This is a genomic window from Paraburkholderia lebeckiae (assembly GCF_050436225.1).
GTDB classification, from domain to species: Bacteria; Pseudomonadota; Gammaproteobacteria; order Burkholderiales; family Burkholderiaceae; genus Paraburkholderia; species Paraburkholderia tuberum.
On sequence record NZ_JBNDLU010000002.1, the window covers coordinates 3783182 to 3794470 of the forward strand.

Annotated in this window: 10 protein-coding genes, 1 tRNA gene and 2 pseudogenes; 5 read left to right on the forward strand and 8 right to left on the reverse strand. The window is 61.4% G+C overall.

Annotated elements, in window-relative coordinates; all coding sequences use genetic code 11:
• Nucleotides 1–54 precede the first annotated feature (54 nt).
• Nucleotides 55–2721, forward strand: a complete 2667-nt coding sequence (locus OKW45_RS32050) for a DNA topoisomerase III (protein ID WP_429472951.1) — start codon at nucleotides 55–57, stop codon at nucleotides 2719–2721.
• A gap of 192 nt (nucleotides 2722–2913) precedes the next feature.
• Here OKW45_RS32050 and OKW45_RS32055 read toward each other — a convergent pair whose 3' ends face one another.
• Nucleotides 2914–4020: a LysR family transcriptional regulator gene (locus OKW45_RS32055; protein ID WP_018418958.1), complete on the reverse strand. Its 1107-nt coding sequence runs from the start codon at nucleotides 4018–4020 to the stop codon at nucleotides 2914–2916.
• A 60-nt stretch (nucleotides 4021–4080) separates the two neighbouring features.
• Here OKW45_RS32055 and OKW45_RS32060 point away from each other — a divergent pair, with 60 nt between their 5' ends.
• Nucleotides 4081–4314, forward strand: coding sequence for a hypothetical protein (locus OKW45_RS32060; RefSeq protein WP_429472952.1), 234 nt, complete (start codon nucleotides 4081–4083; stop codon nucleotides 4312–4314).
• Between the two features lie 48 nt (nucleotides 4315–4362).
• Here OKW45_RS32060 and OKW45_RS32065 read toward each other — a convergent pair whose 3' ends face one another.
• Entirely contained in the window at nucleotides 4363–6219 is a 1857-nt protein-coding gene (locus tag OKW45_RS32065; protein ID WP_429472953.1) for a phosphoenolpyruvate carboxykinase (GTP), read from the reverse strand.
• 388 nt (nucleotides 6220–6607) lie between these two features.
• Between OKW45_RS32065 and OKW45_RS32070 the strand changes: the two genes are divergently transcribed.
• Nucleotides 6608–7621, forward strand: a complete 1014-nt coding sequence (locus OKW45_RS32070) for a D-2-hydroxyacid dehydrogenase family protein (RefSeq protein ID WP_429472954.1) — start codon at nucleotides 6608–6610, stop codon at nucleotides 7619–7621.
• Nucleotides 7622–7674: 53 nt separating this feature from the next.
• Here the strand turns inward: OKW45_RS32070 and OKW45_RS32075 are convergent, their stop codons facing one another.
• Genes OKW45_RS32075 through OKW45_RS32085 form a run of 3 tightly spaced genes read right to left on the reverse strand, consistent with a single transcriptional unit; the run spans nucleotide 7675 to nucleotide 9012 of the window.
• The gene (locus tag OKW45_RS32075) at nucleotides 7675–8043 is read right to left on the reverse strand and encodes a patatin-like phospholipase family protein (protein WP_429472955.1); all 369 of its coding nucleotides are present in this window, start codon (nucleotides 8041–8043) and stop codon (nucleotides 7675–7677) included.
• Nucleotides 8031–8552 carry a patatin-like phospholipase family protein gene (locus tag OKW45_RS32080; protein WP_429472956.1) on the reverse strand — a complete coding sequence of 174 codons (522 nt, stop codon included), beginning with the start codon at nucleotides 8550–8552 and terminating at the stop codon, nucleotides 8031–8033. The genes OKW45_RS32075 and OKW45_RS32080 overlap by 13 nt, the downstream gene beginning before the upstream one ends.
• Nucleotides 8553–8607: 55 nt before the next feature.
• Complete coding sequence (locus tag OKW45_RS32085; RefSeq protein ID WP_429472957.1) at nucleotides 8608–9012, reverse strand: PaaI family thioesterase; 405 nt, start codon at nucleotides 9010–9012, stop codon at nucleotides 8608–8610.
• 200 nt (nucleotides 9013–9212) lie between these two features.
• Between OKW45_RS32085 and OKW45_RS32090 the strand changes: the two genes are divergently transcribed.
• Nucleotides 9213–9288, forward strand: a tRNA-Lys gene (locus tag OKW45_RS32090).
• Nucleotides 9289–9313: 25 nt separating this feature from the next.
• On the opposite strand, the pseudogene OKW45_RS32095 reads toward OKW45_RS32090, so the two are convergent.
• From OKW45_RS32095 to OKW45_RS32105, 3 genes and pseudogenes are all read right to left on the reverse strand, one after another.
• A pseudogene (locus tag OKW45_RS32095) lies at nucleotides 9314–10003 on the reverse strand (tyrosine-type recombinase/integrase); the annotation flags it as partial.
• Nucleotides 9964–10236, reverse strand: a complete 273-nt coding sequence (locus tag OKW45_RS32100) for an immunity protein CdiI family protein (protein ID WP_429472958.1) — start codon at nucleotides 10234–10236, stop codon at nucleotides 9964–9966. The gene OKW45_RS32100 and the pseudogene OKW45_RS32095, both read right to left, overlap by 40 nt.
• Entirely contained in the window at nucleotides 10233–10613 is a 381-nt protein-coding gene (locus OKW45_RS32105; protein WP_429473411.1) for a hypothetical protein, read from the reverse strand. The genes OKW45_RS32100 and OKW45_RS32105 overlap by 4 nt, the downstream gene beginning before the upstream one ends.
• A gap of 1 nt (nucleotide 10614) precedes the next feature.
• On the opposite strand from OKW45_RS32105, the pseudogene OKW45_RS32110 reads away from it, so the two are divergent.
• Nucleotides 10615–11198, forward strand: a pseudogene (locus tag OKW45_RS32110) (integrase core domain-containing protein); the annotation flags it as partial.
• Between the last annotated feature and the right edge of the window lie 91 nt (nucleotides 11199–11289).

The window sequence follows — 11289 nt, forward strand, 5'->3', positions numbered from 1 at the left end:
GCCATGTTGGCGCTCAAGGCCACCAACCCGGATCTACCAACCTCACATCGAGTCATGTCCAAAGCACTGATCATCGCCGAAAAGCCTTCTGTCGCGAACGACATCGCGCGCGCTTTGGGCGGCTTTACCAAGCATGACGAGTACTACGAAAGCGACGACTACGTCATTTCGTCGGCAGTGGGCCACCTGCTGGAAATCGCCGCGCCCGACGACTACGAAGTCAAGCGTGGCAAGTGGAGCTTTGCCAATCTGCCCGTCATTCCTCCGCATTTCGATTTGAATCCGATCGCGAAGAGCGAGTCGCGCCTGAAGGTGCTGACCAAGCTGATGAAGCGCAAGGACATCGACCGTCTGATCAACGCATGCGACGCGGGGCGCGAGGGCGAACTGATTTTCCGCCTGATCGCGCAGCACGCAAAAGCCAAACAGCCGGTGCAACGGCTGTGGCTGCAGTCGATGACGGCCGGCTCGATCCGCGACGGTTTCGCGCGGCTGCGCAGCGACGAAGAGATGCAGCCGCTCGCCGACGCGGCGCGCTGCCGCTCGGAGGCGGACTGGCTCGTCGGCATCAACGGCACGCGCGCGATGACCGCGTTCAACAGCAAGGGCGGCGGCTTTTTCCTGACCACGGTCGGGCGCGTGCAGACGCCGACGCTATCGATCGTCGTCGAGCGCGAAGAGAAGATTCGACGCTTCGTGCCGCGCGACTACTGGGAAGTGAAGGCGGAGTTCGTCTGCGCGGCCGGCTTCTACGAAGGCCGCTGGTTCGACCCGAAATTCAAGCGCGACGAGTTCGACCCGGAGAAGCGCGATTCGCGCCTCTGGGCGCTGCCCACGGCAGAGACAATCGTCGCGGCTTGCCGCGGCCAGCTCGGCACGGTGACCGAGGAGTCGAAACCGTCGACGCAGTTGTCGCCCGCGCTCTTCGACCTGACCAGCCTGCAGCGCGAAGCCAACGGCCGCTTCGGCTTTTCGGCGAAGAACACGCTGGGTCTCGCTCAGGCGCTGTATGAAAAGCACAAGGTACTGACCTATCCGCGAACCGACGCGCGGGCGTTGCCGGAAGACTATCTGGACACGGTCAAGCAGACGCTCGGCATGCTCAAAGAGAGCAACAACTACCTGCCGTTCGCGAAGCAGGTGCTCGACAAGGGCTGGGTGAAGCCGAACAAGCGCATCTTCGACAACTCGAAGATCAGCGACCACTTCGCAATCATCCCGACGCTGCAGGCGCCGAAGAATCTGTCCGAGCCGGAGCAGAAGCTCTACGACCTCGTCGTGAAGCGCTTCCTCGCCGTGTTCTTCCCTGCCGCCGAATCGCGAGTGACGACGCGTATCACCGAGGTGGTCGGCCACCACTTCAAGACCGAGGGCAAGGTGCTCGTCGAGCCGGGTTGGCTGCAAATCTACGGCCGTGAAACCAGCGGCGACGACGCGAACCTCGTGCCGGTGCAGAAGGACGAAAAGGTCAAGACCGACAAGATCGCCGCGCAGCAACTGATCACGAAGCCGCCCGCGCGCTACAACGAAGCGACGCTGCTGTCGGCGATGGAAGGTGCGGGCAAGCTGGTCGAAGACGACGAGCTGCGCGAAGCGATGGCGGCCAAGGGGCTCGGTACGCCGGCGACGCGTGCGGCGATCATCGAAGGTCTGCTCACCGAAAAGTATCTGATCCGCGAAGGCCGCGATCTGATTCCGACAGCCAAGGCCTTCCAGTTGATGACGCTGCTGCGCGGCCTCGGCGTGAAAGAACTCACCGCGCCGGAACTGACCGGCGAGTGGGAATATAAGCTGTCGCAGATGGAACGCGGCAACCTGCCGCGCGACGCGTTCATGCAGGAAATCGCGCGCATGACGCAGACCATCGTCAAGCGCGCGAAGGAATACGATTCCGACACGATCCCGGGCGATTACGCGACATTGCAGACACCTTGCCCGAATTGCGGTGGCCAGATTAAGGAAAACTACCGGCGTTTCGCGTGTTCGAAGTGCGAGTTCTCGATCTCGAAGATTCCGGGTGGCCGTCAGTTCGAGATCGCCGAAGTCGAAGAACTGTTGCAGAACAAGACGATCGGGCCGCTGTCGGGCTTCCGCAGCAAGATGGGTCGGCCGTTCTCGGCGATTCTGAAACTGTCGCTCGACGACGAGATCAAGAATTACAAGCTCGAGTTCGACTTCGGCCAGGACGCGGCCGGCGAAGACGGCGAGCCGCCCGACTTCTCCGATCAGCAGCCGGTCGGCGCGTGTCCGAAGTGCCAAGGCCGCGTTTTCGAGCACGGCATGAGCTACGTCTGCGAAAACTCGGTGGCGAATCCGAAGTCATGCGACTTCCGTTCCGGCAAGGTAATCCTGCAGCAGGAAATCGCCCGCGAGCAGATGGCCAAACTGCTCGAGGAGGGTCGCACCGATCTGCTGACGAACTTCAAGTCGTCGCGTACCGGCCGTAACTTCAAAGCTTTCCTCGTCAAGCAGAACGACGGCAAGATCGGCTTCGAATTCGAGAAGAAGGAGCCGGCGGCGGCGAAGACCGCAGCGGCGAAGACTTCGGGTGCTCGTTCTGCGGCCAAGGCGATGCCGGAAGCGGACGAAGGTGATACCGCGGTGGCCGTGAAGGCCGAGCCGGCGGAAAGGAAGGTGGCGGCGAAGAAGGCGCCCACCGCCAAGACCGCGGCGGCCAAGAAGGCACCGGCGAAAAAGGCCGCGGCGCGAAAAACCGGCTAGTAAGGCGAGATTCGGATCGGCGGCTCGCGGTCGTAGCAGGAATAGCTACATTAGCCACCGCAGTCGGCGATCCGTGCACAGCCCGCGGTGTGTCCGCATCGGTCCATGAAAAAAGAAAAGGCGCAGTCACTTGAGGTGACTGCGCCTTTTTAATGCCCGCCCGCATCGCTGCGGGCTTCGACATTCAGAGATTTACAGCGGCGACAACGCCGTCGGGCGTGGGCTGCGATTGGACGACTTCGTCATCGGCTTCGGCACGGCCGGCGACAGCTCGCTATCGAGAAGCCGCGACAGCGGCTCGGCGCCATCGAACGCTTCCGGTGCGCGCGACTCGGCAGTCTCGAGCGCGTCCGAAGTCGCCGGACGCTCCAGACCGTCCTTGATCCACTGCTCGCCGAGCACGCTGTTCGGCGTCTGGTTGAAGTGCTCGACCAGATGGTCGATGAACGTGCGCACCTTGGCCGGCAGGTGACGGCGGCTTGGGTACGCAATATTGATCTCGACCTGCGGCAAACGGTAATCGCCGAGCAAACGCACGAGCCGGCCGCGCGTCATGTCGCGACCGATCAGATAGCTCGGCAGAATCGCGGTGCCCATGCCGAGCAGCGCAAACTGTCTCAGCATCTCCGTGTTGTTCGCGACGATCACGTTCGACGGCCGCACGCGCACTTCGCCTTCCGGCCCCGTGAACACGCGTTCATCGCCCCAGTATTCGGATGGCAGGCTCAGGCACGGGTGCTCGAGCAGATGTTCGGGACGCGTCGGCATGCCATGCTTTTCCAGATAAGCCGGCGTTGCGCAGACGGTCATGCAGCCCGTAGTCAGACGCCGCGTAACGATGCTCGCGCTGCGCATTTGCCGCGCGATCACGACGCCGACGTCGAAGCCCTCCTCGACGAGGTCCACCTGACGATCGACCAGCGTGACGTCGGGAATGACTTTCGGATAGCGCTCCGCGTACGTTTGCAGCACGGGCGCGAGGTTATGCAGCCCGAACACGACGGGCGCGACGATGCGTAGCGTGCCGACGGGTTCGTGATTGCGAGCGACCACCATCTGTTCGACGTCTTCCAGTTCGTCGAGAATCTGACGGGCGCGCTCGAGGTAGACCTGACCGGATTCGGTCAGCGACAAGCTGCGGGTCGTGCGATTGAGCAGCCGCGTACCAAGACGGCCCTCGAGGTCGGCGACGTGACGGGTGGCGACCGCGTTGGAAATATCCATCGCGCTCGCGGCGCGGGCAAAACTGCCGAGATCCGCCACCTTGACGAAAACTCGCATCGACTGCAAATGATCCATAGGACAACTCCCTGCCTTGTTACTGCTTCCTGACAATTGGTGAAAACCAGTGAAGCGAACTTGGAATTCTCCTACGACTCGCAAAATCGTGCAGAAGTTGCCCGCAAAACAGGAAATATTGTCAATTTTGGTACGACTGTGTCGATAAAACCGGGGTCTGACCAACGATTATTCCCAAATCAAAAACAATCTGCTGCGCTGCAGCTTGCTCTGTCTTTTTTGTTCGAACAGACGCAACGGCCGTTCGGCCGTTGCGGAATTCGAAAAGACGGAAATAAACCGGGCGCTCAATGAAAAACCGCCCGAGGGCGGTTTTTTTGTGCTGAGTGAGCACTCACATAATCAAGCTGTGAGTTTTTCCTCGAGCGCGCGCTTCGCCTCAGTCAGTGCCGGCGGCAGACCGTGTTGCAGCGTGTCAAACAGCTCCGTGTGCAACATGAGCTCGTCGCGCCATGCAGTGTCATCGACGGAAATCACCTGCTCGAACTGCTCGCGGCTGAAGTTCAGTCCGCTCCAATCGATGTCCTCATAGTGCGGCGAAATGCCGAACGCATGCTCTTCGCCCTGCGCGGTGCCTTCGATGCGGCCGACCATCCAGCTCAGCACGCGCATGTTCTCGCCGAAGCCCGGCCATACGAACTTGCCGTCCACGCCCTTGCGGAACCAGTTCACGCAGAAGATTTTCGGCAGCTTCGCGCTCAACTGCCGCAGACGCTCGCCGGTCTTCAGCCAATGGCTGAAATAGTCGCTCATGTTGTAGCCGCAGAACGGCAGCATCGCGAACGGATCGCGGCGCACCACGCCCTGCTGTCCAGCCGCCGCGGCGGTGGTTTCAGAGCCCATCGTCGCCGCCATGTAGACGCCCTCGACCCAGTTGCGCGCTTCGGTGACGAGCGGCACGGTGGTCGAGCGGCGGCCACCGAAGATGAATGCGTCGATTGCGACACCGGCCGGATTCTCCCAGTCCGCGTCGATCGATGGGCACTGCGAAGCCGGCGCCGTGAAGCGCGCGTTCGGATGCGCCGCCTTGCGGCCGGTTTTCTTTGCCTCGGCCGGCGTCCAGTCCTTGCCCTGCCAGTCGATCAGATGCGCCGGCGGCTCGTCGGTCATGCCTTCCCACCAGACGTCGCCGTCGTCGGTCAGCGCGACGTTTGTGAAGATCACGTTTTCCTTCAACGTGGCGAGCGCGTTGTAGTTGGTCTTTTCGCTCGTGCCCGGCGCAACGCCGAAGTAGCCGGCTTCCGGATTGATCGCGTACAGGCGGCCGTCCTTGCCCGGCTTGATCCACGCGATGTCGTCGCCGATCGTCGAAATTTTCCAGCCGTTCAGGCCCGCCGGCGGGATCAGCATCGCAAAGTTGGTCTTGCCGCACGCTGACGGGAACGCCGCCGCCACGTGATGCTTGCGCCCTTCCGGCGAGGTGACGCCGAGAATCAGCATGTGTTCGGCGAGCCAGCCCTCGTCGCGGCCCATCGTCGATGCGATGCGCAGCGCGAAGCACTTCTTGCCGAGCAGCGCATTGCCGCCATAGCCCGAGCCAAAGCTCCAGATTTCGCGCGATTCGGGGAAATGCACGATGTACTTGGTCTTGTTGCAAGGCCACGACACGTCCTGCTCGCCCGCCGCGAGCGGCGCGCCGACCGAATGCACGCACGGCACGAACTCGCCGTCCTCGCCGAGCACGTCATACACCTTGCGGCCCATGCGCGTCATGATGCGCATATTGGTCGCGACGTACGGGCTGTCGCTCAACTCGACGCCGATATGTGCGATCGGCGAGCCGAGCGGGCCCATCGAGAACGGCACCACGTACATCGTGCGGCCGCGCATCGCGCCATCGAACAGGCCGTCGAGCGTCGAGCGCATTTCGGCCGGGGCGATCCAGTTGTTGGTAGGGCCGGCGTCCTCGGCGCGCTGCGAGCAGATGAAGGTGCGATCCTCGACGCGCGCGACGTCGGACGGATCGGACCAGGCGAGATAGGAATTGGGACGCTTGGCGGGGTTGAGTTTCTTCAGGGTTCCGGCTTCGACCATCTGCGCGCACAGGCGGTCATATTCTTCCTGCGAGCCGTCGCACCAGACCACTTTTTCAGGCTTGGTCAGCGCGGCGATGCGCTGGACCCAGTCGATCAGCTTGCGGTGTTTGACCCATGTGGGCGCCTCGATAGTTGGCTGCCCTTCGAACGAGGGATGATTCATCGACTTGTCTCCGTTTGAAGCAATAGAAAAACGGTACAAGCCCGCGGGACGCTGCATGCGAGAGGCATTGAATTCATCGCGCCGACGTGTCAATTTTTCCAATGTCGGCGCATGATTGCGCAGATCGTCCTGGGCCACACAGCTTGCCAGGCGGAGGCGCGCTTCCTACAAGGCTTCTGCAACCTTGTGTAAAGCGGCTTGCCTCAACACGCAACAAACTGCTAAAAACGTTCTCAATTCGCCTTCACGTAGCGTTGCCGTTCTTTTGTGCGCGACAGCTTCTACGGTAGGGCATCTAGCCAGACTAACGTGTGACCTAAGTCACATGGTGGGACAGTCAGCATAACATTCCGTTCGCACCAACGAGGTGCGCCGCAAATTACATACCATGAAGATTGCCATCCTCGACGATTATCAGGACGCCGTTCGCAAGCTCGACTGCTTTCACTTGCTAGCCGACCAGGAAGTCAAAGTATTCAACAATACCGTGCGCGGTCTCGGACAACTTGCGAGCCGTCTTGCGGAAGTCGACGCCCTCGTCCTGATTCGCGAACGTACCCGCATCACGTCGCAACTTCTAGACAAGCTGCCGCGTTTGCGCATGATCAGTCAGACTGGCAAAGTGTCGAGCCACATCGATCTAGCGGCCTGTACCGAGCGCGGCATTGCCGTGCTCGAGGGCAGCGGTTCGCCGGTCGCCCCGGCCGAACTGACGTGGGCACTCATCATGGCCGCCCAACGGCGTATTCCGCAATACGTGGCAAACCTTAAACAGGGCGCCTGGCAGCAGTCGGGGCTGAAGACGTCGGCGCTGCCGCCGAACTTCGGTTTGGGGCAAGTGCTGCGCGGACAGACGCTAGGGATCTGGGGCTACGGCAAGATCGGCCGACTGCTCGCCGGCTACGGCAAGGCGTTCGGCATGAACGTGCTGATCTGGGGCCGCGAGCACTCGCGCGAAGCCGCTCGCGCCGATGGCTACAGCGTCGCGGCGAGTCGTGAGGAACTGTTCGAGACCAGCGATGTGCTGTCCCTGCATCTGCGTCTGCACGACGACACGCGTGGCATCGTCAAGCAGGACGATTTGATGCGCATGAAACCGACCGCGCTGCTCGTGAACACGAGCCGCGCCGAGCTGCTCGAAGAGAATGCGCTGGTGAACGCGCTGTCGCACAACCGTCCGGGGATGGTCGCGATCGACGTCTACGAAAGCGAGCCGATCCTGCAAGGCTACAGCCTGCTGCGCATGGAGAACGTGATCTGCACGCCGCACATCGGCTACGTGGAGCGCGAGAGCTACGAACTGTATTTTTCGGCGGCGTTCAACAACATCCTCGCGTTCGACGCCGGCGATACCGCCAGTGTCGCGAATCCGGAGGCGTTGCAGGGCGGGCGTCGGCGGTGATTGGTGGGCGAGGCGGCCGGCGGATCATCTGTGTGCCCGCCCCGCCGCGCCGCTCATCGCGCTTCGTGCGCTCCCGCCTCCATCAATGCAGGGATGCGTTCGAGGAAGACCTCGCCGTCGGCACGGCCAAGGTTATAGGCGTGCACCATCTGCGACGGACTCGTGTAATCCCAACTCGAAATCGGCACCTTGCGCGACGGTTGCACGTAAAGCCGCTGCTGCACGCCGTGTGGCACGACGAACATCCGCGGCCGCGGATAAAGACGCGTGACCATCACGAGCACGTTGCCCGGCGCGTCGGCATCTAGCGCGCCGACCGGCACGTTGTCGACCATGCCGCCGTCCAGCACCGGCCGGCCGTTGCGCCGCAGAACCGGCGTGAACGGCGGTGTACTCGACGATTGCAGGATCAGGTCGGCCAACTCGTCGACGCTCGCGCAATCCTGCGCGCGCACGAATTCCGGATGAAAACCGAGCGTCCGACCGAGCGTCGGATGCAGCGTCTTGCGCACGATTTTTTGATGTTGTACGCGACCAGCCCCGCCGCGACCGCACTTCTCGCGCCGAGCCAGCGCGGCAGATGCGACACGCCGATGCGGATTTCCGGCGCCTGCGCGAGCCTGGAAAACTTGTCGCCATAGATATCGAGCAGCGCCTGACGGTAGATCCGGTAATGCGGGAACACCGACTCGCCGCGCAGCAGATTGCCCCAGTAGGCGTTGCGCGTGTTGTGGCGCAGTGCGTCTTCGTAATAGCGCATAACCCAGTCGGAGTCGCCGCGCGTGTAAATCATGCACGCGGTTGCGGCGCCGGCCGAAATGCCGGTGATCACGCGCGGACGGATGTCGATCTGCGGCTGCACGACGTCCCAGAAACCCGCCTGCCACCAGCAGCGGTTGCCGCCGCCGGCGAATACGACCTGATCGAACATGCTGCTTTTCCTTCGCGCAGATTGTGTTGGCGGCCCGCTCGGGTCCGACGCGCATTCACTCGAGCAGCGCGTAAGTGGTAGTGGCTTGAACCGCCATGTTGCCGCCTTCGTCGAACAGTTCGACTTCGCCAAACACGAGATTGCGGCCCATGCGCAGCACGCGCGCCTTGATCAGAACATCGCCCTTGCGGACCGCGCGCATGAAGTTGATGTTCAGCGACACCGTGCTCATCGGCTTGAAGCCGCCGAGCGCGGCGGTAATGGCGACGACCATCGCCGTATCCGCGGCCGCCATGAATACCTGGCCGCTGATCATGCCGCCCGAGTGTCGCCACTCGCCAGAGAACGGCAGACGCAGCGTGGCGCTTTGCTCGTCGACCTTGATCGGCGTCAACGTGAGCGCCCGGACCCATGGGGCAAGAACTCGGTCGAGCAGCTCGGTAATCTCTTTGTCATCCATGGGAATCCCCGGGTGAAAGCCGCGATGCTGCGTGCGGGAGGTGTCCGCGACATGATACCGGCAGCGTTGGACGCGTCGATGTTTTCCGGATGGCGGCGTTGTCGAGGGAACGCTCAAGTTCGGGCGATGCGATCTTTTTAATAACACTGCGAAGAGGGCTTGGCAATCTCGAAAAGATCCTGCATAATTTCGCTTCTGTTGGGGCGTTAGCTCAGTTGGTAGAGCAGCGGACTCTTAATCCGTAGGTCGAGTGTTCGAGTCACTCACGCCCCACCAAGGAATTCGCTTTAGAATCAAGAAACTATGCCGCTCTAGCCAGCGGCATTTTTTCTTTCTGCTCCCCGGCACTTGACCAAAACTTGACCGTGCCAGCGTGGGCGGCCAGGTGGCTGGGAGCAAGGTGGGCGTACTTCTGCACCATCTCGACGGTTTCCCATCCCCCCAACTCCTTCAGCACCATCAGCGGCGTGCCGCGCTGGACGTGCCAGCTTGCCCAGGTATGGCGCAGGTCGTGCCAGTGGAAGTCCTCGATGCCGACCGCCTGGCAGGCGCGCTCGAAATCCCGCGTGTCGATTTGCTGAATGCGGGCATCCTGCCCTTCTCCTCGCGTGAAAACGAGTCGCTCCGCCAACTTCAAGCGGCGAGTTAACACGCCTGCCGCATCGTCGTTCAAAGGCACCGGGCGGGCACGCTTAGATTTGGCCTCTTCATGCGTGATCCACGCATTGCACTGTGCCAAATCGACTTGGGACGGCGTAAGCCCAAACAACTCGGATTGACGCATTCCCGTGGCGACCGCCACAATGGCAGCGTCACGCATCCAGGGCAACCGCAGCGCATTGATGAGCGCTGCGATAACCTCGGGCGACTCCCATCGGACACGTACGTCCGGCTCGAAGTACCGGGGGAGCTTGGGCACCCGGTCGATCCACTCCCATGCCGCGCACAGATTCAGCAGGCGTTTGATGGTGGCGATATACCGGTTGCGCGTACTACCGGTCCCTTCGCTTTGAAATCCGCCTCTGCTTCCGCACTTTTAAAGCCGGAGCGTGCGGGGTCCGACATGTCCAAGGTTTCGTCGAACACTCGTGCGCAGTCTGCAAACCGTTGCTTGAGTTCCATCGATATGGGCAACGTGTTCGGGTCGACGTCGCCGTACATTCCGGGTGACATGTCCCATATGGGATGACATTGATAGTCGGCCATTACCTTGATCTTTCTCATTTGACGCTCCCCCTTGGATTCGCACCCACAATAAACCCATTGCTTCCGACTGTAACGGCGATCCGTTGTTGTTGACCATTCACCGTCACTTGATAGATATGTCGGCCAGTGCCCGAACCTTGATAGCCAACGATATTTCCTTCGGTTACGGCTTGCATTACAACCTCGGGGATTTGTGCTGGTGACACGCCCATGTTCGCGAACTCTGCACCATGTTCTTCGATGATGTGTTGGAGGCCGGCGCTTGAACTGCCGGTTTCGAGGAAAACACTGTCCTTGGGCACGAAGCTCTTGTGTCCCGCCCGCGCCTGGATCAGCGTTCCGTCCACACTGAAGTGCTCGCCCGAGAGTAGGCACTTCTTCTCGGCGATCGCCACGACGGCCAGCGAATTGCGTTACATGGGACACACGCTGACCGACAATCGGCATGGCCTGGTGGTCAACGCGTGCGTGACGCGCGCTGACGGGCATGCCGAGCGCGAAGCGGCCAAGGTCATGTCAACGACGCGCGGCAAGCGGCAGGAGATGCGAGCGCAGAAATCACGCTGGGCGCAGACCTGCTCAACGATCTCGTCGTGCCATTCTTCGACAGCTACGGCATCCCGCTCGCACGGGTGCTGACCGATCGGGGTACCGAGTATTGCGACAACCCGGAGCACCATGAATACGAGCTTTGTCTGGCCGTGGAGAACATCGATCACACCCGCACCAAGGCGCGTTCGCCACAAACCAACGGCATCGTCGAGCGGCTTCACAAGACCATGCTCAACGAGTTCTATCGCATCGCCTTCCGCAGGACGATCTACGACTCGATCGCCGCCTTGCAGAACGATCTCGACGTGTGGCTTGACCAGTACAACAATGAGCGCGAACATCAGGGACGATGGTGCTACGGCAAGACGCCTATGCGTACCTTTCTCGATTCACTCGAACTTGCCAGGGAGAAGTTGATTCCTCACTGAATCGTCTTCCTGAATTCGCTTCCCCGACTACCTGTCAGGTCCGGTCCAGGCTAATACATCTGAGGCGCGAATTTCGCACCATTCGCCGCAA

Bases quoted from the DNA above. Each gene is read 5' to 3' on its own strand.
- OKW45_RS32065 (WP_429472953.1), bottom strand. From the start codon at position 6,219: ATGAATCATCCCTCGTTCGAAGGGCAGCCAACTATCGAGGCGCCCACA.
- OKW45_RS32080 (WP_429472956.1), bottom strand. From the start codon at position 8,552: ATGTTCGATCAGGTCGTATTCGCCGGCGGCGGCAACCGCTGCTGGTGG.
- OKW45_RS32070 (WP_429472954.1), top strand. From the start codon at position 6,608: ATGAAGATTGCCATCCTCGACGATTATCAGGACGCCGTTCGCAAGCTC.
- OKW45_RS32055 (WP_018418958.1), bottom strand. From the start codon at position 4,020: ATGGATCATTTGCAGTCGATGCGAGTTTTCGTCAAGGTGGCGGATCTC.
- OKW45_RS32085 (WP_429472957.1), bottom strand. From the start codon at position 9,012: ATGGATGACAAAGAGATTACCGAGCTGCTCGACCGAGTTCTTGCCCCA.
- OKW45_RS32100 (WP_429472958.1), bottom strand. From the start codon at position 10,236: ATGAGAAAGATCAAGGTAATGGCCGACTATCAATGTCATCCCATATGG.
- OKW45_RS32050 (WP_429472951.1), top strand. From the start codon at position 55: ATGTCCAAAGCACTGATCATCGCCGAAAAGCCTTCTGTCGCGAACGAC.